We start from the raw sequence: 24,387 nt of genomic DNA, 5'->3' as shown, positions 1-24,387 counted from the left end.
TCTTTAAATCATGTAAGTCAAAGTGAACGACCAAAATTTCAGAGGATTTGTTCCTTCAGCGATCCATTCGCAGTGGACAGAACCATCTGCACGGATTGTAATAATACCGTTGCTTGCATTCAGATCATTGAGAATATATGTTGCTGAAAAGCCTAGGTCACTAACCGGACGGAAGTTAGCCGGAAGTGTAGCGATAATGTGATTGTTCTTCACACCAATTACATTCATATTAAGACACACTGTATTGTTTGTTCGTTTCACTTTTGATGTCTTACCTGTTTGGTTTGTAACCCCATTCAGTGGAGTGATGGTTGTCCAATCGGTGTCGTTAGGGAGTTTTACAGGTTTATCAAAAGTGACGTCACCTGTAAAATTTCCACCTGTCTTCAGGACGACTTGAGTAGAGTTGACATGTTCTGCCCAACCTATCCAACCGTTTACGCCATTCATATAGTTCGTCCAAAATTTACCCCGATAATCTTTTGCCATGATAAAGCCAATGTTAGTTTGGGTAAAATAAGAAATTCCGCGCCAAGCAATATTTTCAGGTGTAGTTCCCTGCACAGCCGCAGCACAATAAATAGTGTTCATGCCTGCGCCTTTAGCTAAAATCTCATCGAGGATATTTTTACTTGTATCACTAACGGATATAGTTTGCGAACCATCATCTTTTGTTATTTTTGGTATCTGCACGTTCTTCGCGTTAATCAACGTCGTTAACTCATCGATTTTTTGTTTCGTAGCGGTTATTTCTTGTTGATATCCTTGTACAATTTCAAGAGCTTTGTCAAAATCAGAAAGATAATTTTCAACCTGTATCTTCCCTTGCTTCACATCACGACCTAAGATGACTTTTAAATCTTGCGTACTGACTCGTTCTGTCGTACCTTTTTCCCACACGAAATACGCTGCCCATACGTTAGGAGTAGAAACAGCTTCTGCTGAAAAAGTGTACTCGAATACTCCCTTTAAAGCATCGATGACTATTGCATCATCTCGAATGAAGTTCCCGTCTTTGTTTGCTGCTTCGTATTTTACAACGTATCCCGTAAGGTTAATCGCTTGTCCTTTCTCTTTTAAGTACACAGTTACTTTTAATCCACTTTTATCATTTTGACGAGAGTAGATCGTCTTTGTAGAAACAGGATTCGCTAAATCAATTATTATCGTTTCGTTTCTCAATGTATCCTCTCCTTTCATGATGTATAGTTTTGATCATCCTATTTTTATACTGGTGGCAGAGGTCGTGCCTCTAAAGCATCTAAACGTCTTCGAACATCATCAAATGCACCGTCTACAACCGTAACTCTATCGTTATGAGTTTTCCGGACATCATCAAACGCTCTATCCACTGCTGTCACACGAGTATTAAACGTCCCTGTCGTTACTGCTGCTTTTGCAACAGTGTCCGTTGCTGCTAGGTCATCTCGTATCTTTTGTAGAGCAGCATCAACTACTTTTACCCGCGCATCAAAAACTCCCTTAGTGGTAAAATCACTGAAAGCTACCCCGTTCCATTTAGCTGCCCATATTTCAGCCCATGTCCAAGTAGTCGTTCCAAGCGATCCTGTTCCGGAAGTCTTAGGAGCAAAAATAGCCCCGTTATGACCACCGATATTATCAATCGTCCAGCTTGTTCCTTGTAACTGCGAGTTAAAGTAAGACGACGGCGTAAAGTTAATCGGTCCTGAAAAATCAACCCAACCGAAGAATTTCCCATATGCATGCACTTCGAAAAACGGTCCATTAATCGCTACGTTACCGGTCTGCCCGTCTATAAAGATGTTGTTACCTACTGAGCCATCGCTGTTTCTAACACCTATTGATAATGATGCCTTCGGGTTCCTGACTCTCTCGATTGTCCAATATGTGATTTCCCGCCCATCTGGACCTATTGCTTGTGAAATCGTAGAAGCCGGAGAACCATTTAAGCTATAAAATTCAATCGATGATTCATCAAGATTGATGCCGAAACGGTTGTTAATTGCCTTCAAAATGCCGGCACGAATGTTATTAGCGCTAAGAAAACCAACAAAACCTGCATCTGCTACTAAACCTTCATAAGTGAGAGCATTTTTGAAGGTGTGACCACCGTCTCGACTTATCCCAATACCAGCACTATTAAATGCAACGAGGTTATTCGGATTATTCGGATCTACTGCTAAAATACCATTTTCGAAAGTTAATTCCGTTTCTGCTGATGTTATCGCCTCTGTAGCACGTTTCACACCATCATCAAGCACGTTGTATCTAACTTTTCCGTCTTCGTTTACGATTTGCGAAAACGAATTATCAATATAGGAAAAGAATGTACCAGCAAAATCCTCTTTTCTATTCGATAATGTTACTTTAGTCGCTATCGGATCCAAATTCGCATCGAATTCTTCTACGATTTCTAGTATTCTCGTTTCGATATCGACACCCATTGGTTCATAAATAAGAAAGACTCGATCTCCCTCAGATGGAATAATGTAAGGATATCCAGCCTTCCGTAAATCAACGAAATCTAGTGAAATACTAATGAACGGAACATCTTGCAAATCGCTTTTTAACCGCTCGTCTAATCCTTCGACTGTCGTGTAACGGTCATCTCTGACAGCTGGAGCTTCCTTAAAACCGAATACGTTTACGTTTGGACTCGTGTACTCCCTCATCAATCCGTCTTTACCATATCCACGAATATAAGTGCGAAGTGACTTCGTATCGACATTACGCTCAAATGTTTTAACATTGAAGTTATACCGAAACTGAAAATCTGTATCTTCACCAATCCGTGTTCTGAACTTAACTAAGTTGCCGCTAAGTGACATCTCAGCTTTATACCGTTCGAGTGCTTTCTTCAATAAAGATAAGCGGTTATCTTCACCGAAATTTTCAAAGTCTCTTGAATAAAAAGCGTCTATTGCTGCCGTTTGATATCCTGTGCCATCGAAAATGAAATCAAGTGCAGCTAGGAAAGTCATGCTGCCGGAATGCGATTCGTACTTTTGTTTTTCAGTCATTTTAACGAAAAATTCATGAATACACTCGACTTGCTTGTAGTAAGTAAGCCCGACGTTTCTTTCCTTCAACGATTTGATAACGTACGTTTCTCCATCGAACTCAACTTTACTTTCTTCTTCTACCATCGAAAATGAAAACTCGTTTTCTTTGCATGGAAAAAGCGAGAAACTCAATATCTTCTCGCCATTAATTGTTCGCTGTCTTGTTAGCCCTTTAAAACCTACCAGGGGCTCTGAATTACCTGCCAAATCAGTTACTGTTAAGATACATATCACCTGCCTTATAGATAATAAAAATTGAAATCGAATTGTATTTCGAATGGGACTGTAGCTCCTGTTAGTTCGAATTCATTCCATCCAGGTGCTAATGTGATTAGCTTTCTATTTGTATCTCTGAAAATACTTAAGCTGTTCTTTGTGCTTCTCACAGAAGAAAGTAATAAGGTGTCATTCGCACTTGTTGTCTTCGTATATGACCAAACATCGCCAGTCGTTTTATTCTTTATAGATAAGCTATTCGAAGCCCCTTTATATTGAATTGTTAAGGGTATATACCTTGGATTCACAGCAACCTTACCTGCGTTCAGAATCTTAAATGAGGTAGTGTTATGAATGTATTTCAATTCATTGCTCCAATCTAAACCCAAACCATAATAGGCATCTTGCGCATACACTTCGAAGTCTGGCATTAATGTATTTAATGTTGAGATTGAGAACGGCAATGAAGCTGTAAATTCAACATCAAAGAAACCGTAATATCGTTGTTGATCCATATCGTATGCATTGTTACATTTGACCTTCCAACGTTTATATGGCAGCCTGGTATCGGTTATATAAAACTCTTCTTCACTTCGGAATATATTGAATACTTCACCACGCTCTATAGCGTAAGTATCCATATCCTGCGCCTTTAAATAAAAAGAGCAACTGATTTTTCGCACGTCGTAAGTTGTGCCTAGATCAATCGCTCCTGGTCTTGATTCCATCGATTCAGTTGTATGACGATAAGAGGGGGCAGATACAAGGAAGTCTCTTGTGACAATGCCTAGTTCTTCGAGATCGTATCTTTCTCCACTCAGTCTTTCGACAATCGTATTCATCAGCGCCCCCCTCTCATATAAGATTTAATTGATATTTTATCGCTTTGCATATCGTCAATGTATGGTTGAGTCACTCTTGCAACTTCGTACCCATCCATAACCATTACGTTTTCAATTACAAGATTACGATTTGACTGCGTATTATCTACGGTACCTTTACGCCCGCTATCCGTCGCATACGCCGAAGGTGAAACAGCTTTAGCTAAGTTCACGTTACTGTAGTCAGTATCAACCGCAAGCATTTCCGGCTTTACCCAGTCAGCCATATTAGCCGCTGCGGATTGAACGGAAGATTTCATGCTATCCATACCGATTATTAAACCCTTACCGATATTTTTACCTGCCATATCGCGCATCCAACGCGAAGGTGAGTGCATCTGCATCGCGCCCATTATCGACTCTTTAATCCCGCCCGCTATCTCTTTTACCTTGTTCCATACCGCGCCTGCCATCGAACCGATACCGTTAATAAGACCTTGGATAATATCTTTACCTATTCCTAATAAGTCGACATCTTTAAGCGTATCTATTATCTTTCCGCCTATTTCTAGCGCGGCACTTCCTAACTGTCCTAAAAGCGATAGGATACCTTTGATTAACGCTTCAATTAACTTAACACCTGCTTCGAGTATTTTCGGTAGATTCTTAATTAACTCACCTACGATTGTGACAATTAAATTCAATGCCGCCATAATCAATTGAGGAATTATCTTGACGATACCGGCGATTAGAGCCATTAAGATTTTCACACCAGCGTCAATAATTTTCGGTAAGTTTTGGTCTAGAGTAGCAACTATTTTGGTGATGAGGTCTAACGCTGCATTAATTAACTGAGGCAGTATCTTAACGATACCGTCGATTAACGCCATCAGTATCTTAACCCCCGCTTCTATAATCGCAGGTAAATTCGCTAGAATCGTATCAGCAACTTTCATTATCAAATTAACCGCTAAGTCGATTAATTGCGGTAGCATCTGTACAATACCGTCAATCAGCGTCGTCAATATCGAAATACCAGCTGTAATAATCGCAGGTAAATTCGCAGTGATTGCGTCAATCAACGTAGTGATAACCGTAATAATAGCTAATGCAACCATTGGAAGCGCTTGTGTTATACCTGTTATTAACGAGATTAGTAGGTTAATTCCCATCTCAATTAGCGTAGGTAATACCGTCATTATCCCTTCGATGATAGTCTGGATAATCGTTACGGCTACAGGAATCAATTGCGGAATCATTTGAACGATTCCCGTAATCAACGTCATGATAAGCTGTAATCCGGTTTCAATAATCGTAGGTAGTACCTGTGTAATTCCGGTAACTAACGATTGGATGATTTGCATACCGGCTTCTATAAGAATCGGTAGATTCGTTGCAATCGACTGCATCACCGTATTGATTACGCCGACCATCGCTTCTAGTATTAAAGGTGCGGCTTGGACTAGTCCGTTTACGAGAGACGTAATAATTTGCGATCCAGTTTCGATTAACTGCGGTAATGTACCCGTTAAGAAACTCGCTACTGAATTAAATACATTCGTAATCGCCTCTACGATAATCCCTTTGTTAGCGTTAAGGTACTCTGCAATCGCAGGTAAGAAACGCGATACTGAGATAATTACCCCTGGAATACCCCCGATAATAGCAGCCGCGATAGATGGTCCAATCGTTTTAAATATCTCACCTAATTGACTAAAGTCTCCACTAAACGCTGACATAATAGCCGTTTTTAAACGATTGAAACCTGCGACTACTGCGTCGATTGCCGGACCTGCAAAGTTCATAAACGCCGAAGCTAATTCGGTGACTTTCGATTTAATAGAATCCCAGGCGCTATTAACTCCGTTTCGGAACGCTTCATTACGTTGGTATAACTGAACTAACGCTACGCCCATCGCTGTTAATGCCATAATTACTATACCGATAGGACCCGTTAGGAATGCGAAGGCGGCTCGAAGAGCAATCATTGACACGCTTGCTAATTTCGCAACCGCAGCGCTTTTCCCGAGCCATCCGATAAACATGCCAAGAGGAATAAGCGTAGTACCAATCGCGCTTGCCATTATACCTACAACTGTTCCGAGAACTAAAAACGCTGTTACAGAGGCCGCCGTAATAGCAACTACACTTTGCATCGGTTTTGATAAGTTAGAGAACCAATTTACCAATCCAATTACGGAATTGGCGACCGCTTCTATAGCAGGCCCGAGGGCGTCTACAAACTCCTTAGAGGTAGAATCTATAGCAGATTCCATCATCTTTAATGCGCCAGCCCATCCTTTGAGCATTTCGTCGGCTGCCTTTTTACTAGCACCACCGGAGTTTTCGAGCGCTTTTGTCATTTCATTAATCTTTTCCGGTCCAGCTGAAACAAGCGCCATCATACCGGAGACTGCTTCCGTACCGAAAATGGTAGCTAACGCCGCACCTTTTTGAGCGTTTGTCATGCCTTCCATACCTTTCGAAAGCTCACCGACAATTTGGGAGAGCGACTTCATGTTACCGCTACTATCAGTTGTAGTAACTCCAAGCTCTTTCAACATGTTAGCGGCTGCTTTCGGTGGTTTAACTAAACGTAGCATTGCCGATCTTAAAGCTGTACCAGCCGTTTCTCCACGGATACCAGAATCACTCATGATCCCAACGGAAGCCGCTAATTCTTCCATCGAAATTCCTAGTTGTGCCGCTGGTCCTGAAGCGTACTTAAAGGCATACTGGAGATCTATTACACCCGCCGCACTCTGATTCGCCGCCTGGGCGAGCACGTCAGCTACATGTCCACTTTTCGATGCTTCCATTCCGAAGGCATTAAGCGCACTTGTGATTGTATCGGCAACTAAACCTAAGTCTTCGCCTGATGCTGCGGCGGCACTTAATACGCCTGGTAATGCGTCAGTCGCTTGAGCTGCGTCGAAACCTTTTGCGCCCATTTCTGCGAAGGCGGCGGCTACTTGACTGGTTGAGTACACGGAGCTTTTCGCCATAGCTAGAATGTCGGATTTTACTTGGTTATATGATCCGCCTGTGAGTACGGCTGCCCTACGAGTTTGGCTTTCGAACTCCCTCGCATCTTGGATCATCTTGCCAAGGAAAAATCCCGAAGCGGCGGCTGCTGGGGCAAATGCCGTCGTCATACCCTGTCCTACCGCTTGAACCCTACGTCCCATCTCCTGCACTCCGTTACCTACGTTTTGAAAACTCCGTTGCCAACTCGAATAATCTGGCGGTGGTGGTGGCGGTGGTGGCGGTGGACCTGGCGGAACAGGAGGAGGCGGTGGTGGTGGCGGTGGTCTACTAATATGACGGAAAAATTCGTCCCACGCACGTGTCGCCTGTTGCAAATTCCGTTGTAAATTTGTTATGTCCGCAAGTAACTGTACTTCCACTTTGTTTTGACTAATTGTTACTCACCGCCATTTCCGTTTTGACTTCGTAATGCTCGTTCGATATTGTCGAAGAACGCTTCATTAGTTTGGAGTTTGTCTACGATTCGTTCACGTTCTTTTGCTTTCGCCTCGACCATTCGAGCATTTTCAGGACGTTTATATATATCGTCTAATGACTTAACCTTTTCGCTTTGAGCATTTCGATTAAACAACGCTTGAATACTAGCATCTTCGTAAGTATCGAGCTTCCGTTCGCGATAGCCGGTAAGCATGATGTGGTACTCCTTGATACTTAAACGTTTGGACTCTAGCGTTGTCATTCCGAAATAACGAAAGCAATCAGCTTGTAAGTCATCGACGTTTATTCGTACAGACTCTCGAACGCTTTCTTCTGACTCTCTTCCATCCCCACTAGTAACTTGTTCACTGTCTTCTTGAAGAAAAAACTGTTGAGAACGACCGCCTTATTCACCTTTAAAATGTCGTCGAAGGATAATTCTTCGGAGGATAATTGGCGCTCAATCTCTGCCTCGACATCCTTACGAGTAATTCCTTCTTCTGTATGAATTAGTGCATAATAAACGACATCAATGAAATCAGAGATGCCGCCTTGCATCGCTTTCTGAACAAACTCGAATGGCCCACCGTTTCCATCGATTAATTTAATCGCCTCGAAACCGTATTTAAGTTCGTACTCTTTTCCCTTTACTTCAAAACGTGTAAATGATTTAGCCATTTATAAAACCTCCGTTATTTTTATTTTCGAAATTAAAAAGGCGAGGTTTCCCCCCGCCCACAAACCACTATAGTTAAGGTTGAACAATATCACCGTCTGGCGCTCCTGCAGGAATCGTTGTAATCGTACCTACTGTTAAACCACCGTTTAATTTCGCTTCGATAGAGTATTTCGAGAACTCTTCGTTTTCATGCGAAAGCTCAACGCTACTTAACATAAACGTTCCGCTTTTCGTCTTAAATGACGTCGTTGTAGCACTACGTAATGAAACCTCGTGGATTTTAACGAGTACCTTATTCGTGATCGCTTCTTCGATGTAATCTAAACCTTCGTCACCTTCCGTATTTACGCCCTCGATAGAAACTGATTGCGTTACATCTCCGTAGTCGCTACCGCTCTTATCCTTTGTCTTTAATTCGATTTCACCCGCTTCAATAGAGCGTGATCCCGAAGTTTGGTTATACAAACGAACTGTTTTACTTTCGCCTGCTGCTTGTGGAATGTCAATTAAATACAACGTCTCTTTCCCTTTAAATTCCGGTGCTGCCGCTGTTCCTGCCATCCGTATTCCTCCTCGTTATTTTCGTATCGTTATCGTGATGAAACTGCGATATTTCGCCGTTAGTTGCGTTATGTCTTCCTGCGGAACAGATTCGAACGATGAAACTTCCGCATATAAAAAACCGACTAGATTAGGCATTTTCGAACTTGTGTCGTACAAGTCGATAGAGCGCCTTTCTAGTCGGTCGATAATTCTATCTTGTATTTCATTTCGGTTAGATACCGTATCGGAATAGACTCCGATTTGGATTAAGTGATTGCGTGCGTAATTGTCTTTCGAGTATCTGTCGACTGTCCCCGTTAGAGATTCAATCGTAAGAAACGGCTTTGCTTTTCCAGTTAATGAAACACCATCATATACCCATGTAGTAGGTGCGAATTCCTCTAACGCTTTTCTTAACGAATACATTACGTCATTTACCGTATACATCGTTATAAACCTCTCGCTGTTCGTTGTACCGTTTTTTCTAAATCGGATACTAATGGTTGTTCGCCTTCAAACGCTGTTTTACGCATGAAACCTTTTTTCGTTTTGTGCGTATATTCTTGAACGGCTGCGTATTCGACAGGTGATCCGTAAGACCATCCCGTTTTATCTTCCTTAATCGGTTTTACACTTGGCGGAATACTGCCTGCTAAAAGTCCTGTGTCTACTGGCGCTCTATTCGAAGCCGTATTCGCTTGTAGTCTTGCGTGTTTTTCTACTGTATTTGCAATCGGGGTTTTGTATCGATCCGAATTATTCATTCGTTGGATACCGTCCATTCCCTTAATTCTTACGCTGACCTTCATTAAATCACCCTCTTCACGACTACTTCTCGACGGTTGATTCCACCTAATCCTCGTTCGTCAATTAACATAATTACGTATTTAATGTCGTTTCTTTCGAGGTATTCGACGTTGTTCAAATCGATGTCAAGGCGAAAAGTAACGAGCGCTTCACCTTCCTTTACGTCAGTACCTGCGAATTTCACATTATCTTCAAGCGTGAATTTCTTCCAAACGACTTGTACCGTTTCTTTCGTACTTTCACCGCCAATTACTTCGCCTGTAATCGGATCATCCTCCGAAACACCTTTACGCCATATCATAATAGGCTCACGTCTCATTTGTTCGATTAACTCTCGATTAGCTCGGATTTGTTCAACGTCTTTTTCGGTTAACACTCGTTACACCTCCTCACCAATAATGTAATTTAAACGAGAAGAACAAGACGGATGCGGGCTGATTAATTGTGCCATTAGACTTTCCGGAATCTTTTTCGGATATCTACCGGGACCTAGTCCGTAAGCATCACGTCTCGCCAATTTGTAACACATATGCTTCGAGTGGTATCGGTGGCGATGTCCGTTATCGATAATTTTGTAACCTGTAACAATATCGCTTTCGTCTCCGTTATAGATAGTGGCTGCTCTGTGCGTATTATTGCTCTCACTTACCGCTACACGTTCGATTTTCCATTTCTCGTTATCGTGTACTTCACGTATTTTCTGAGAGATTTTACTGACACTTTCGCCTTTAATAACGGAGGAACGTATTACCTTCGTTAACTCGGCACGTACATCACCCGCTAGATTCCACACTCGGTCAGACAGTATTAAACCGTCCGTTCCTGCTTGTTTAAGCCTGTATTGCACAACGTGTTTATTTACGGAATCTAAAGCCGTTACGCCAAGGCTAGTTTCTGCAAGCTTCGAAGTTGTCCATTTCGCGGTATCATCGATTACTTTTTCGAATGACGCCTCCGCCTGCTTGCGAAATACCTTTTCATAATGCTCTAAATCTCGTAATAAAGCGTTTAATCTTCCTCGTTTAATTACATCGTCTTTTTGATAGTCGTTAATTAAGTCCATAAGAAAAAGACGGATTAGGAGGATTTCCTTAACCGTCTCTTCTACTTGTTTTTCGTTTTCTTTTTCGTATTGATGCGAAATCTTATCGAGTGCGTCGTCAAACTCGTTCTGTAATTCACTCATGAAACTACCTCCAATCCGCTCTCTTAGCAAATGTTTGACTAGCGCCTTTGCCCCGTCTATATTTTCGATATTGTTTACGTGCGTCTGCTGCTAGTCTTTGATAATTTGCGAAGATCATAGATTTGTCGACAGCTTCTTCTCCGTCAGTGTATGAGAAGTAACGTGCTGCGTCTGCCGCGATAGCTTCATAGGCGAATGTAAGTGCAAGATAAAATATCGCATTAGCATTTTCTTCTTCCGTAAAATCCGATTCAGTTATAGCTTCGGCTAGCCAATCGTAGATGTCAGCCGACGTAACGCCTGGAACCTTTGATAAACGAGACTGTAATCGTTCTGACACCGTCATTTGGCGTCACCTCCGTTATTCTGACTTTTTAACTGTCGACTTACCTCGTGGTTTAGGTTTTGAGTTTTCTACCTGTACATCCACACGTTCGATAAAAGGAGTTTTTTCGTCCAAGTATTCGATCTCTGATTCGTCGTATGTTACGTAAAATCCCTGTGAGTCGAACTGAATATGAAGTTTCGGACGAATCACTTCATAGTTTGGTAACGTCTTGTATTTAGCCATTAACTCATCACCCCCGCAGTTTTAAGTTTCGCAAGTAACGCGTTAAAATCCGTTACAAGACCAGCTATATCCGTTGCGGTACTATTCGCTTGAGGTGCTGCTTTAATTGCTGTTAGTTTTGCGTCAAGTGAAGTCTGTAGATTCGTCACGTTAGCGATTGTGTGAGTATGAGTAGAAGGTGAAAATGTACTCGGTTTACCGTCGATATCTGACCACGCGACAGTTATTGTACCACCCGAAGACTCTTGTAAAGCCTTTATGATTTCACCCAACTTAACGTCATTAGCGACTGGCATCGATACATTTAGACGCTTCACTTCGCTTTCTGAAATAGGCATTTATTGTACTCCTTTCAAGTAAATAAAAAGGCGGTTATAAACCACCCGTAATTAAGCAACTGTCTTAGAAATACCGCTAAGAACTGCGATGGACTCTTTCGCGTTTTTGATTTCGAATCCAAGCTCACCGCGAATTACACGTGAGAAATAGTCTCCGCCAGGTAATGTTGCATCTTGATCGTAAATAGGTGTTAAGTAACGAGCTTTGATATTATCAGTATTTAATAGCAAAGCACGATCTTTCGGCATATTTTGGTCAACTACTACACTAGTAATTGCTCCACCTGGTAAATCAGATACGAACGATAAGATTTGGTAACCAGCCGCTGTATCTTGGCGAGTTGTACGAATAGTATCGCCGCCTAATTTCGTGATTTGACGAGCGACATTCGGCGCACAAAGAATCGTATTCACTGAACCACCTCGAACAAATACCTGCTCAACTGCGTCATTTAACGATTTAGCGTCAATTTCTTTGTTCCCAAAGTTTTGGACGTGCGAACCATGTTCACTAGCAAATGCGAATAAACCGCCTGTTGAACGTGGTTGTTGTCCTGATCCGATATATTTGCGGCCATAAATTAATGAGTTATTGGCTTCACGAATCAATTCTTGTAAGCGTAGGTTGACTTGGTGATCTAGTTCATCCTCTACGCCGTAAGTGTTAACTTGTTGTTGTGTACGAGATACAGACGCGTATCGAGAGAAGATTTGAGAGAAGTTAAATGACACTAGACGGTCATTAATCTCATTCTTACGAAAAACATCCTCACCCTCAGGGCGTGGTCTCGCGATTACTTTTAACTCTGCTCCTGCTGTAATTGCTTCCGGAGTTGTTGCGTCATACCCACGTTGGATAGTGATTTTATTCGCTAACTCATCAACTGATACAACGCGTAACACCTCAAGACCGTTTTGTACTAACGCGTTTTCCGTAAATTTGCGCGCTTCACCGTCTGCTAATACTACTTCCGTTGCGTCTGCGGCCGCTGCTGTCTTGACGATACCTGTGTCGCTATTTAAATAATCATTCTGCCATTCAAATTTCGTTTGTGTAAGCGTATCTCCTTCGCCAATTAAACTGAATAATACTGGTGCTTTCTGAAGGATTAAGTCTACGTTTGCCGCCATCTGACGTACTTGTTGTTGGAAATTATAAGTATTTGCTACTGCCATATTAAATAGCCTCCTATGTGTTTTAAATTTTTTCATATAAAAAAGCCGCTTACATTAATAAGCGACTGATTTAATTCCTTGATCTTAATTCGAGTATCTTGTTATATAATTGTGTAACCTTTCCAGCGAGTTTAGGGTTTCTTAATGCTTCGGTTTTCGTTTCTGCTAACTCTTTCTCTAACGCTGTTAATTCGTTAGCTTTAGGATTAGTCTTTGGATTAGACCCACCTGATGCGTCTACACCGATAACTTGCTTAAACATCCACGGCTTGCTCGCTTTTAGCGCTTCAACTGCTGATTCCACACCTTGTACGCTGCCTTCTTCATCGATTTTAATATCTGACTTGTCCAATAACGCTAAAACATCGTTAGGGTCATTCGCATTTAAAGCACGGGCAACGCTTTTGATTTCCGTATTTAAAATACGTGTATTCGCTTGTTCATGCGCTTTTTGTGCTAATTCCGAAGCTTCTAGCGCCTTCTTAGCTTCTTCCTCTTTTTCGGCTTGCAAGCGTTCAACTTCCGACATTTCTTGTTTCTTTCGCTCTTCTTCCGCTTTTTGAAACTCGACTAATTTCGCTTTAATGTCATCATAGTCTTCGTATTTTTTGCGCTCACGCTCAAGTCGTTTAGCAACTACTTCGTCGACTTGTTCTTGAGTAAGAATTTTCGTTTCGTCTTTTGGGTCAGTTACCACAACATCTTCTTTTACTACTTCACTCATGCGATTGCCTCCAACCGTTTTAAGCCCGTCGGCTGTAATTTAATCTATCCGAAAGTTTAATGCCATTTCGTAAGGCATAATTATGTCATTCTTTATAAGGGTCTTGTGTCTGTCTTTTTAATTGACGTTCTTGAATAATCTCCATAAACTTCTGCTCCGCGTTCTCTTTACCACTTCGCGTAATTGCGCCTTTAATAGATTCAATCTCGTTAGATATTTCTTCACCTAACTGTTCTATTAACGCTTTTTGATCTTGCGGTAAAGGTAATCCGAAAATAATCTCGCTAGAATAATAGTTATCTACCTTCGCAAGCATTTCCTTATCGTACTTAAATCTTGGGTGCTCTTGTCTCGCCTTCATATATCGAAGAATGTACTCGTTTAAAGTTTGCAAACGCGATTGCCATATTACCCAAGAACGTTGAGTTTTCGATATAATCGCGCTAAACATAAGCTGAACGGCCATATCGTTGATACCTCCAGTGTTCATGTCGGCTGTATTTACGATTGGCACTTCCGCTTTTTCGTGTAATCGTTTTTGCAAGCGGTCAAGGTACGCTTCAATCGTTTCTTTAAACTTAAAGCCGCTTTCTAACTTACTTGCGTTAGGTACTCCATTTTCTTTGTCTCCATCACCGAGATTCCATTTCGCACCTGGAGCAATTTGCAACGGATTTTTCGGGTCCTCATCCACGTTAACAAGTAGATTGATAGCGAACATCTCAAAACGAATTGCATCCGAGTAATCCGACATCTTACGGTCAATTTCATCCGATAACTCAATCGTTTTCTCCAACTCACTGTAACCGGTAGTTCGACCACTTAGTTTCTCAGTAGGAACGTGTACTACCGGAATAAAATCTAGTCCCATAGACGATCGTTCAACTCTTGATTCCCGCACACTTAAGTCTCCGTCATGAACAGCCTCTTCAATTTCACAATCGTATTTCCCAGCTTCTTCATGCCAAACTAGGTAATACGAGAGTTTCCATAGACGAGTTTGCTCATCGTCAAGCCATGCGATAAAATGTACTGCGTCTAACTGATCCTTATTCCATTCGTTGTGTACCGCAATTACTTCAGTTGATGGGTGCCAGATGATTTTCAACTCACCACGTCGGTTATCGTAATGAATACGTGCATACACACCTGTTCTCGAAATTGAACGATCTTTCGCTGCGGCTAGTAACTTTTCATGCATTCGATTATCGTCCCAAACCCACGTTAATAATCTCTCTTTTGCTTTCGCTCGACTATTCTCCACGTGCTGTTCTTCACTTGGAGCATACCCCGGTTGAATCATTAACGCTGGATCATCAATAATATCAGGTGGGACCGTTACTTTCGGCTCTTTCTCAAATTGCCATGCCGCGATTGTATCGACTATCTTACGTGGATAGTTTAGTTCTAATTTCGTAGGCTCATAGTCGAGTTGTGATGGTTTCGTATAATCAGACCAAACATTTAAATCGCCATCATATCGTCGATATAGCCTAATTTCATCAAGGATTCTTTGCCATTCGCTATCCCCTAGTGCTGTACGTATAGGGACGACATATTCGACTGGATTCATTAGATTCCTATCAGGGAAAATTCGCATAAGTTACCTCCTTTCTTTAGTATCGATAGTTACCTGCGTTTCCAGCTTTACGCTTAGTACGTGAACCTCCTGCTGAAAACGCCATATGCAAAGCATCGGGTCCGTCATCATGATTATGGTTTGGGTACATTTCGAGCATTTCTAACAATAAACGCTGATCTCGTTTAAATCGGATACGACCGGCTTGGATATCCGGCAATAATGATTCAATACGTAATGCTTTACGAGTTCTTTGTTTTATTTGCTTCATACGTGTAAGAGCCGGATAACCCGCTTTTCGTAACGCTTCAGATAACTTATCGGCGAACCATTCTTGTGCTTGTTGCGCCTCTACTGCGATACCTGAATATTGATATTCAAGCGACTTTTCTACCGCTTTTTTTAGTAAAATGTCAGGATGTACACGCTCTATAAAAGCATCAATGACATAAAAAATACCGTTAGGTGAGCGCCCAACGGTCATGATTACGGAATAGTCCCCTTTTTCTTTACCCATTGCGAAGTCAATTCCGCAATAGTAATCTAGTTCTTTATCTTTTAGTTCACTTTCAGTCCAGTATGTGAAATCTTCAAGTTTGAATACCTGAGATTCCTCATCGACAGGATTTCCGAGATACTCTTGGTTGAAGGCTTTCGCCCCCATTGTCTCTCGCTTTTCCATGAAGTATTTATAGTCGTATGCTTGCGGCCACAATACTTTAGTACCGCGTAACATTTCGTCTTTGTTTGCTTCATAAAACGCATCTGATTTCTCTTTTGCGTCCTTTTCATCAGCGCTATATATCTTGCGCCATTCTTCCCATAAATCCTCACGTTCTGACCACGATAGTATTGCCGGGAACTTACGTGATATAAAATCCTTACGTTTAGTTAACACGTGGTTTAGTAACGAATCGTAGTGAACGATAGTACCCATGTAAACACAAATACCACCGAACCCTAATGCTTCAAGCATCTCAGAACGGAACCAATGTAAGTTCTTAGCTCGTAACTCAGGCGTATTAGTATTTTCGCCACTTTCTAAATCGTCGAGGATAAATAAGCCAGGACGATCAGATAAATGACGTAACCCACGCATCTGTGTTCCGATACCTTTCGCCTCGACCTTCGTACCAAAGGACGTAATAAATTCGTATTTATTATCGACTTCATTCATTGATGGTTTTGGGTGTAACAACGGTCCGAAATCCTCACGTAGCTTTTCATTAAATTTCAGTTGATTTACCGTCCATTTAATAAAATCGCCTGCTACGTCCGTCGTTTCCGAAACCTCTACGATATATTTCTGTAATCGATAGACGACTTGGTGGCATAGGTACGAGTTAGAGAGATATGCTGTTTTTGCATGGCGTCTCCCTACCGACCATCCTACGTTACTCTTCGTCGTTCCTTCGGTGATATCGTCCAGTAACGAACAAAGAGTGACGTGAAAGTCGGCTGCATTTTCGTAAGCCTGTCCTTTAGGAATTAAGTTAGATTCATTAACAGGATTACCTTCCGTTGAGAAATATTCATAAGTAAAACGGAGTACGTCGTGCTCACAGGCATGTACTCGCTGTAATTTTTCTAATTCGTCTTCTAGCATCTCCCACTGAGTTAAATCGAACTCTAATAACTCGCCTTTTACTTCTAAGGTCTCGTACTCTCGACGAAGTAGTAAACGATCTTCTATCGCCTGTTCACGTTCTTTACGATTTAACCATTTTCCGTTTAACCAGGCCATTACTCTATATCCTCATTACGAGTACGAGCGCGTAAACGTTTAATTCGATCTTCCATTGACAAGTTTCCATCTACATTTTCCGTTTTAACTTCTTGTTTATCGACTAATAAGCCACCGAATTTGTAGAATAACTCAATACCCTTCATTGACCCTTGCCCTTTTAGCATCATATCGAGGTGTTTTTGCATAACGTCAGGTAAATGCGACATAAATGCATCGGACGATAGTAAGTTTACGTAATCAATGAAATTACTCTCGTGATGGCGCCAAGTATAAAGCTGTCTTACACTAATTCCCGATTGCTCGGCAATTTCTTCGAGGGACAGTCGTACTTGTCCGTTTTCTTTTGCTTCTTCTAATGCTCCGGGTGTAGTAAACGTACTGGCTTTTGGTAAGAATTTATTTATCGATAATAATGTAGCCGACATTACTTGCTCGCGGGTTAACTGCGCTTCAAGACTCCGTTTTTTATCACTCATTTTACGTCCTCCTTTCGATTAATAGACTTGAGGTTTTAAATTTTGTAAGAAATCGTTGGGCACTTGGTGTACGAAATAATTAAAAATATGCCCGCGCCCCTTTTTAAACGCAAAAAAGAGCCGGTTTATTTATCCGACTCCTTGCGTTCTTTCAAATATTTGTATATCGTTGCTTTCTTAACGCCTGTTTCCTTCGTTATCTCAGCGATACTATATTGCTTACTATCATATAACGCTAATGCTTTACGTATCTTGCCTTGATCGGCTGGCTTGCGTCCACCTTTACGTCCTCTTGCTCGTGCTGCCTCAAGCCCAGCTACCGTACGCTCTCTTATCATATCGCGCTCTAGCTCCGCCATTACTCCGATCATACCAAACATTGCACGTCCCATCGGTGTCGATGTATCTATCTGTTCTTTAATACTAACTAACTCAACGCCGATAGAACTCAATCTATCCGCAATCTCATATAGCTGTTTTGCGCTACGTGCTAATCGGTCTAGTTTATAGACGACTAGCGTATCCCCTTCACGTAATGCGTCTAAACAACGATCTAACTCTACTCTGTCCCATTTACCGCCTGACTCTTTCTCTTGATATATACGTTCTACACCCGCTTCATTTAGCTTATCTAACTGTGAATCCAAACGTTGGTCTTTCGTCGACACCCTTGCATATCCTATTTTCATAAGTAACGCCCCTTTTTATATTCGTTACTTAAATAGTATACAAAACGTATGTCATTGTCAACTTTAATTTATAGACGAGTTTATAAACGGTTTTACCTATGTTTAAGCGGTAAATAACCTAGTAAAATATCGTTCATTTATTCCTTCGTTTTATAGACGGTTTATAAGCGTCAATTTACCAGATCATTGTCTACAAATAAAAGTTAGACCCGATGTTTTCGAGGCGCACGTCCCATGAGCGGACGGACTGGTAAATGACGTAGTGTATCGGCAGTAAATTGCGCTTAGATAACGGTATCTCAACCGAGTTTTTTCTATTATATAGGCAATGATTCATTGATGTTGCGATGACTTCCGAAAATGTAATAATACACCGTAGATACTCCATAAAGTAGAAAGCGTCTTTACCTCACATTGACGTCGGAGAATACGCCGTAAACGTCCCACCAATACACTTATGTTTTATCTTTATTACTATTTAGCGGAGTATCTTTTATATATTTATTTAGTCGATAATATATAAGATAGTAATTCTTTTCGAAGAAAAGGATTACCGGTAAGTATGAACGTTTGTGAATACTTACCGAATATTTTTTAACGTTTTAATCTCTTAGTCTTTTGTTTCTATTTTACAACTTGCTATTTTATTACTTTCTATTTTTACAGTACCGTTATAGCACCTATCCATCGTTCCGTTATCGGTACTTACGGTCGTTCCGTTATCGGTACGAAGGGAATTTAACGTCACTATAATTAGGTACGATAACTTCACCGTCAGTGTTAACGACATAACCTTCGTCTGTAACCTGTGGACAAAACGAAGGAAAATACCATTTGTATCGATTCGTACCTTCGTAATGGGATTTCGTAGTAATTAGTCCGTTAACCTCTAATATTTTCGATAGAAATGCGTGCCGTTTCTTATCTATTCCCGTATGATCAGCGATTGCATCCCGACTTAGAAAACAGGCGCCAAATCTATTGTTAGGCGTTCCATCTTTTCGATATACATTACCATCAATGTACGTCAGTAATACGATATAGAAAGGTATTATATCACCTATCTTAAGTTTCGGTTTTAGTTCACGTATATCTTTAATGATTCGTGGAAATACCTTACGTATTACATCACGGTTGTACACTTCGTAATTCTTTACGTCTAGTAACGCTTGTTTATCACTAGGTAGTTTTGTTAATTCTTCCATAATATCGTCCTCCGCTTATAGGTATTCAACATAAAGTAAACGTAAAGTTAAATTACTTAGGCTTATTCGCTTGCCATTCCGTTAACAGACCATCTAACTCCTCTGTACGGTAATACTGCCAGAACTTACGTAACGTATTTTCATTAAGTCCCGCACATATATACCGTTGTCCCCGTTCCTTTAGGAAGACGTGTAACACAGGTGAATAGCAATAGAAAAATTCGTTTTGTTTACTCATGGTTAAATCACGTCCTCTTCTTCGAATTGTGTTAGTAGCTCTTCGATTTCGTCGACAGCTTGATCTAATGTTAGTTTTCCATTTGTGTAGTCCATTACGATATTTACCGCTGCATCAGACGTCCCTATCTCTAATGCTTCAAAGATAAAATCATCGTTTACTAACTCAATAGATACGTACGAATCACCGCCAAATAAGCTAGTTAACTTGTCCGAAAGCTTGCTGCATGATTTATCCATAAGTAATAGCATCTTAGTTAAATGTCGTTCTCGCTCTGTAAACTTCATTAAATTAAAACCTCCGTTAAATTAAAGTAAATAAAAAACGGACTTTTTAGTCCGCCTGCTATAGTTATTTGTATTTGTTTAATAATTCCTGTGCGCTAACTTCGTCTGCATATTCAGAAGGTACTGTAAGTACGTCTAATAGTTCATCAACACTAATCTCATCGTTATAGTAAGCCAGTATACACCCATTCGCCCTACTGTGCGTACCACATAGTCTTTCAATGGCGTGATTCTCAATTTCATTAATTTCCCCATAAATATCAAATACAAATGGATAAAATTTGACCTTCTTATACAGCGACTTAGCAATAATAAATAACCCACTAGTAACTTCCCAGTTATAGTGATTTCCATTACTATACTTGTAAGTTATTTTCTCTTTTAGCAATATAAACAATTCCTTTCAAAATAAAATAAATACGAAGGGTGGACGGTGATAATTGCTTAACCGTCTCATTCGTTTCCCTTGAAAAACAGACATTAAGTAAAATGCCCCTCTATAAGGTATAGGTAACTAAAGGGGTAAAATACAGTAGTCTTCGATAAAATTTATATAATAAAACTGTTTATTTGGACTTCCTTATAATGCATAGATAACTAAAGACATAAATTATCGCTACTTTTGATAAATTTCTTCATATTTTCCACTCTTGATGAAAGTCAGACCCGTCAAATCAGTAGTATACTTCTCATATATCCAGATACAAAATTGATAATAAGTTTGTAGTTATTCGGAAAAAAATTCTCTACCACACTATAGGCGTCTAAAACACCATTTTGTGCTAGTATTATAGTCAACTTTTTTTCGGAAATTTATCTTCCCTATATACTTCAGCACTGCAGCTAACTTTCATCGTCTCTACCCGAATACGGTACTGCCCGTCTAGGTTCCCGCTTGCCTCCCATCATTTCATCTCGTCGTTTTGCCGCTCTGATTAACTCTAGTTTTTCAGGCGAATAAGGAGCGTCAGTTTTCCATCCTTTCTTTATCATTTCGTACTCCTTAATCCAAAACGGATACTCAAGCCACCAGACGTAGTATTGGTCACGTTTTGTTTCCTTTTTCGGTCTCGATACAGTACTTCGTTTCTTCGCTCTGTTCATCGTATCGTATGCGATTTTACATTCACGGCAACAGGTATTACTATTGTTAGGTCTCGTCTTATCTCGGTAGTAATATTTACAATACGCACACCGTTTAATTCGCTGGTCCGTTCTGTCGTGTAACTTTCCCTTTAAGAGACGTTTAACTACATGTACTGCACGTTCTCTCGTCAAACCCTCCGTAAATTGTTCGGTAAACTCGATTGCTCCATCGCCAGGTTGTCGGTAATTTAACATTTGCATTTGCCCACTCCTTTTATCAATTATAATTATCCATCGAATTCCATTTATTTAAATTCCTTATATACATCTACATTAATGAACTTACGTAGTCACAGTCTCTTTATCCATATCCTCTATTAATCTATTAATAATGTATGCTTGTCCTTTTGGGGTTACGTAAGTTGTTGTCCATGTGAATGGGTCCTTACCCGGTCTTTGCTTAACACTTTGAACTACCTCAAAGAATCCTCTCTCTGCACCTTTTTGTGTTGGCTCTGTAGATTGTTTAAACATGAATCCCCATTCTCGAATTTTTTCGAATAATCGTTTTTGGCCAATCTTGATTCCTTGCTTTGTTGCTAGCTTTGCAACTTCGCTAACTTTCAACGATTGATCTGATTGCATACACGCTTCTGCGAACGTAACGAGCGGTTGTTGCTGTACAAGTTGTTGTTGCACCGCTGTAAGCTTTTCTTTTTCTACCTTTAATTTAGTAAGAAGCCCGATTGCAAAGTCTGGGTTACTTACTGCTTGCTCCAGTATTTGATCTGTCATATATGCCCCGTGTTTGCGAATTGTTGGGAGAACTTCGCTTGTTACCCATTTTTTGAATACTCTCGCTTGTGGTTTACGGCTTGTCATGATTAATGTGTAAAGGCCGCTTTCATTAATGATATTTATATTACTTTGACGCCCTATGTTAAACATAGCCCGCTCGTCTTCTTCTAACTTCTGCATCGCTTGTGTCGTATTTCTGATTTCCAGTGCTTCACAAACGTCTTTCGCTACGAACCAAACATCTTCACCTCGTATCACTGTACGAACTTGTCCGAATTCTTCGTTACTAAATACTTGTAAAGTATTCATTTTAACGCCTCCAGTTTAATTTATTGTTCTTTTTTATAAATCACTACCTCAGAAAAACTTTTACCCAAGAAACGATTCGGTTTCAAAAGACAATTCAGGGTGGGTTCTTTCTTCCTATGTTATAAATCTCTTTTAGAAATGACATATTAATGTAATTCCTCGTTAGACGCCTGCCATAAGTCACGACCGTCTTCCGTTTTGAATACGTTGCGCCGGATTAGCGCCTCGATGTAGATTTCTTTCAGTAATAAATCGTGTAGCTGCATTTGTTTGTTAGTCCTCCTCAATATTGCGTTTGTAATCGTTCATTATTTTGTAAAATTTATTTATTAAAATTCTCAAAACTGTATGTTATCGTAGCAGTAAGGATGTATTCGAAACTCTAACACCTCACAGGCTCTAGCTTTACACCTAGCTAGGGCTTATCTTATTTGGGTACATTTACCGCTAATAGTTTCGGAAGATTCGTGTTATCATTTGTTTATCGAGCCGACATTACTCGATATGTCTAATCACACAAGACATATACTTTCTTCCCGTATGAATCTCTGTTGCTACAGGGGTTCTTTTTTCTATGCTTTTTCACTACATAACGCTTGCCATACCGATAACACTCACCGCTAATTACATCCGTATATTCCTAGACAATAATCTCGTTATTTGAGTGTAGAACTTACGTTAGTGACTTACGTTATCTACTTCTTTTTGCTGACGATACAATCCGCGAGCACTTCGAAGTCTCCGTCTAGTTTTCTGATATGATACTTACGGTCGACTTCGTTAAATACCGCTTCTAACGGTGCTATCTCCTTGTTGAGATTCGCTAGAAGTCGCTGTAATCTACCTGCCGTTATATCTTTCATCGTAGACACCTCCGTTTATTAATTCGTTTTATTTATATAAATTGTTACCCTTTTTCGATTGACTGCCTATACCAATCGAGGTTATTTATTGAGTAATCATCTATCTACAACATCCGAAAGTAACTGAATCAATCGGTTACCTTTTCCATCAAGTAAAACCCGAGCTAATAATGATTTACTATCTTTACCTGTTAATCTACATTCACCTAGTTTTTTCACGTCATACCCATCTTCTAAACGTAATATCCTATAAGCCTTCTTCCACGCATTCCCGTATTGCAATCCGTATCTAGAGCACATCTCTGCAACTAAACTTCTTATCTCTTCTTTTTGTCGATATAAATCCTCTATACCTACTCTTGACGTTCGAGGAGTATTTAACGTAAGCTTGACTTCTTTTCCTCCTACTTTTTTCTGAATACTATCTAATGTTTTAGTTGGTTTCTTATTTTGTTTTTCCGTCCCTATAAATCCGAAGTCACTTGGAGAAACATTTAGTATTTTTGCTGCTACTAATGGGTATAATTGTTTTGCTTGTTCCGCCAACTCTTTCTCAAAAACGTAAATTATACTGTTGCCTTCGACTCTCATACTTAACATAGTTAATTCCCCCTATTATCCGTTTATTATCACAGCGTCTTGGCTGTTAATATTTCGTTCTATCGAATTAAGAAAAGAGAACATCGCGTGTATAGACTGCATGTACTTTTCCTTACCTTCGTCAATCATTTGATTAAATTCGTGTGCATAGTTAGTTAAATAACTGTATTTTTCAATTACCTTTCGCATATCTTCCGAAAATTCAAATACCGCATAAGTAATTGCGTCCCCATCCGTTACTCTAGTTGTGTCACCGTCATAAATACCTTGGTCGCCGAATAACTCCTCATACCGTTTTAATTTCGTTTCAGTAGCGGGATCAATAACGTATTCGACTTCCGGTTGTTTGTTGCGTTCTTCCGTTAATAGTTGACCGAGAACTTGTTTATCTTCGTTTGCTTGGCGTAGTGCTTTTTTTACTTCGCGTAATTCACGTACCGTCATTTCATCTACCGTTTTTGTAACTCCGGTTGATGGGATTGTGTGCGGTTTATCTCGTTGTTCAGGCTTTATAGTTGAAATTTCATATAAAACACGCATACTCAACCCGTGACACGTGTCACGCTTTCCGTTTAGCTCTTCATAAATACGTATAAAACGCTTCGCTGTTGTCACATCTAAATTTACGCGCTCACACCACCGAGACCACTCCCCTGACAAATGCCCAATTTCTGTAAAGATCGTTTCTCTAACGTGCTTTAACCTTCTACCTATTTCGAAAATAGCTTCGCCCGCTACTTGCTGGTATGTGTTTATTTCTGCGGTGATTACATTAATATCGTTGGATAACTCTACTAAATTATTACTCATTAATAACACCTCCTTATTTATCTAAAACCTTACAACTTCGCTACCGCTCGTTGTATCTCATCATCTATTAGCGGCGCTCTTTTTATAAGAGATTACCGTCGATATATTAATGACGGAAGGATATTTTGTT

At 40.4% G+C, this 24,387-nt stretch carries 30 protein-coding genes; all 30 read right to left on the bottom strand.

Annotation, left to right across the window (positions count from 1 at the left end):
• Positions 1-3: 3 nt before the first annotated feature.
• Positions 4-1,182, bottom strand: coding sequence for a BppU family phage baseplate upper protein (locus QUF99_RS15225; protein WP_289371082.1), 1,179 nt, complete (start codon positions 1,180-1,182; stop codon positions 4-6).
• 44 nt (positions 1,183-1,226) lie between these two features.
• Entirely contained in the window at positions 1,227-3,278 is a 2,052-nt protein-coding gene (locus tag QUF99_RS15220) for a phage tail protein (RefSeq protein ID WP_483298602.1), read from the bottom strand.
• 5 nt (positions 3,279-3,283) lie between these two features.
• Positions 3,284-4,102, bottom strand: a complete 819-nt coding sequence (locus QUF99_RS15215) for a phage tail family protein (protein WP_289371081.1) — start codon at positions 4,100-4,102, stop codon at positions 3,284-3,286.
• Positions 4,102-7,503: a phage tail tape measure protein gene (locus tag QUF99_RS15210; RefSeq protein ID WP_483298634.1), complete on the bottom strand. Its 3,402-nt coding sequence runs from the start codon at positions 7,501-7,503 to the stop codon at positions 4,102-4,104. Before QUF99_RS15210 ends, QUF99_RS15215 begins: the two co-directional genes overlap by 1 nt.
• Positions 7,504-7,505: 2 nt before the next feature.
• Positions 7,506-7,760 carry a hypothetical protein gene (locus tag QUF99_RS15205; protein WP_289371079.1) on the bottom strand — a complete coding sequence of 85 codons (255 nt, stop codon included), beginning with the start codon at positions 7,758-7,760 and terminating at the stop codon, positions 7,506-7,508.
• Between the two features lie 89 nt (positions 7,761-7,849).
• Complete coding sequence (locus tag QUF99_RS15200) at positions 7,850-8,224, bottom strand: tail assembly chaperone (RefSeq protein ID WP_289371078.1); 375 nt, start codon at positions 8,222-8,224, stop codon at positions 7,850-7,852.
• A gap of 73 nt (positions 8,225-8,297) precedes the next feature.
• A complete protein-coding gene (locus QUF99_RS15195) occupies positions 8,298-8,786 on the bottom strand; it encodes a phage major tail protein, TP901-1 family (protein ID WP_289371077.1) in 489 nt (162 codons plus the stop codon).
• A gap of 15 nt (positions 8,787-8,801) precedes the next feature.
• Positions 8,802-9,215, bottom strand: coding sequence for a hypothetical protein (locus tag QUF99_RS15190; RefSeq protein ID WP_289371076.1), 414 nt, complete (start codon positions 9,213-9,215; stop codon positions 8,802-8,804).
• A 2-nt stretch (positions 9,216-9,217) separates the two neighbouring features.
• Positions 9,218-9,577 (bottom strand): hypothetical protein, encoded by a 360-nt coding sequence (locus QUF99_RS15185; protein WP_289371075.1) that lies wholly within the window; start codon positions 9,575-9,577, stop codon positions 9,218-9,220.
• Entirely contained in the window at positions 9,577-9,951 is a 375-nt protein-coding gene (locus QUF99_RS15180) for a hypothetical protein (protein ID WP_289371074.1), read from the bottom strand. Before QUF99_RS15180 ends, QUF99_RS15185 begins: the two co-directional genes overlap by 1 nt.
• A gap of 3 nt (positions 9,952-9,954) precedes the next feature.
• A complete protein-coding gene (locus QUF99_RS15175; RefSeq protein WP_289371073.1) occupies positions 9,955-10,761 on the bottom strand; it encodes a hypothetical protein in 807 nt (268 codons plus the stop codon).
• Between the two features lie 4 nt (positions 10,762-10,765).
• Positions 10,766-11,107 carry a hypothetical protein gene (locus tag QUF99_RS15170; protein WP_289371072.1) on the bottom strand — a complete coding sequence of 114 codons (342 nt, stop codon included), beginning with the start codon at positions 11,105-11,107 and terminating at the stop codon, positions 10,766-10,768.
• Positions 11,108-11,122: 15 nt separating this feature from the next.
• Positions 11,123-11,332, bottom strand: a complete 210-nt coding sequence (locus QUF99_RS15165) for a hypothetical protein (protein ID WP_289371071.1) — start codon at positions 11,330-11,332, stop codon at positions 11,123-11,125.
• Positions 11,332-11,670, bottom strand: coding sequence for a head fiber protein (locus tag QUF99_RS15160; protein WP_289371070.1), 339 nt, complete (start codon positions 11,668-11,670; stop codon positions 11,332-11,334). The genes QUF99_RS15165 and QUF99_RS15160 overlap by 1 nt, the downstream gene beginning before the upstream one ends.
• Positions 11,671-11,721: 51 nt before the next feature.
• Positions 11,722-12,846, bottom strand: a complete 1,125-nt coding sequence (locus tag QUF99_RS15155) for an SU10 major capsid protein (RefSeq protein ID WP_289371069.1) — start codon at positions 12,844-12,846, stop codon at positions 11,722-11,724.
• 70 nt (positions 12,847-12,916) lie between these two features.
• On the bottom strand, positions 12,917-13,570 hold the full coding sequence (locus QUF99_RS15150; protein WP_289371068.1) for a phage scaffolding protein: 654 nt from the start codon (positions 13,568-13,570) through the stop codon (positions 12,917-12,919).
• Between the two features lie 85 nt (positions 13,571-13,655).
• Positions 13,656-15,170, bottom strand: coding sequence for a phage portal protein (locus tag QUF99_RS15145; RefSeq protein WP_289371067.1), 1,515 nt, complete (start codon positions 15,168-15,170; stop codon positions 13,656-13,658).
• A gap of 16 nt (positions 15,171-15,186) precedes the next feature.
• The gene (gene terL / locus QUF99_RS15140; protein ID WP_289371066.1) at positions 15,187-16,893 is read right to left on the bottom strand and encodes a phage terminase large subunit; all 1,707 of its coding nucleotides are present in this window, start codon (positions 16,891-16,893) and stop codon (positions 15,187-15,189) included.
• Complete coding sequence (locus QUF99_RS15135; RefSeq protein WP_289371065.1) at positions 16,893-17,372, bottom strand: phBC6A51 family helix-turn-helix protein; 480 nt, start codon at positions 17,370-17,372, stop codon at positions 16,893-16,895. The genes terL and QUF99_RS15135 overlap by 1 nt, the downstream gene beginning before the upstream one ends.
• Before the next feature lie 125 nt (positions 17,373-17,497).
• On the bottom strand, positions 17,498-18,061 hold the full coding sequence (locus QUF99_RS15130) for a recombinase family protein (protein WP_289371064.1): 564 nt from the start codon (positions 18,059-18,061) through the stop codon (positions 17,498-17,500).
• Positions 18,062-18,780: 719 nt separating this feature from the next.
• Positions 18,781-19,266 (bottom strand): hypothetical protein, encoded by a 486-nt coding sequence (locus QUF99_RS15125; protein WP_289371063.1) that lies wholly within the window; start codon positions 19,264-19,266, stop codon positions 18,781-18,783.
• Positions 19,267-19,318: 52 nt separating this feature from the next.
• On the bottom strand, positions 19,319-19,504 hold the full coding sequence (locus tag QUF99_RS15120; RefSeq protein WP_289371062.1) for a hypothetical protein: 186 nt from the start codon (positions 19,502-19,504) through the stop codon (positions 19,319-19,321).
• A gap of 2 nt (positions 19,505-19,506) precedes the next feature.
• Entirely contained in the window at positions 19,507-19,791 is a 285-nt protein-coding gene (locus tag QUF99_RS15115; RefSeq protein WP_289371061.1) for a hypothetical protein, read from the bottom strand.
• A gap of 64 nt (positions 19,792-19,855) precedes the next feature.
• Positions 19,856-20,188 (bottom strand): hypothetical protein, encoded by a 333-nt coding sequence (locus tag QUF99_RS15110; RefSeq protein WP_289371060.1) that lies wholly within the window; start codon positions 20,186-20,188, stop codon positions 19,856-19,858.
• 446 nt (positions 20,189-20,634) lie between these two features.
• Positions 20,635-21,138, bottom strand: a complete 504-nt coding sequence (locus QUF99_RS15105; protein ID WP_289371059.1) for a hypothetical protein — start codon at positions 21,136-21,138, stop codon at positions 20,635-20,637.
• An 81-nt stretch (positions 21,139-21,219) separates the two neighbouring features.
• Positions 21,220-21,984, bottom strand: a complete 765-nt coding sequence (locus QUF99_RS15100; RefSeq protein WP_289371057.1) for a phage antirepressor — start codon at positions 21,982-21,984, stop codon at positions 21,220-21,222.
• A 146-nt stretch (positions 21,985-22,130) separates the two neighbouring features.
• Positions 22,131-22,250, bottom strand: coding sequence for a Fur-regulated basic protein FbpA (fbpA, locus tag QUF99_RS15095; protein ID WP_289371056.1), 120 nt, complete (start codon positions 22,248-22,250; stop codon positions 22,131-22,133).
• Between the two features lie 429 nt (positions 22,251-22,679).
• The gene (locus tag QUF99_RS15090; RefSeq protein WP_289371054.1) at positions 22,680-22,847 is read right to left on the bottom strand and encodes a hypothetical protein; all 168 of its coding nucleotides are present in this window, start codon (positions 22,845-22,847) and stop codon (positions 22,680-22,682) included.
• A gap of 96 nt (positions 22,848-22,943) precedes the next feature.
• Entirely contained in the window at positions 22,944-23,447 is a 504-nt protein-coding gene (locus QUF99_RS15085; protein WP_289371053.1) for a hypothetical protein, read from the bottom strand.
• A 15-nt stretch (positions 23,448-23,462) separates the two neighbouring features.
• Positions 23,463-24,257, bottom strand: a complete 795-nt coding sequence (locus QUF99_RS15080) for a DUF3102 domain-containing protein (protein ID WP_289371051.1) — start codon at positions 24,255-24,257, stop codon at positions 23,463-23,465.
• Between the last annotated feature and the right edge of the window lie 130 nt (positions 24,258-24,387).

Origin of the sequence: Bacillus sp. DX4.1, from assembly GCF_030348195.1 — a bacterium.
In the GTDB taxonomy this organism is placed as follows: Bacteria; Bacillota; Bacilli; order Bacillales; family Bacillaceae_G; genus Bacillus_A.
Note: the sequence above shows the minus strand (reverse complement) of the source record. Positions and strands in the feature narration are given on the sequence as shown.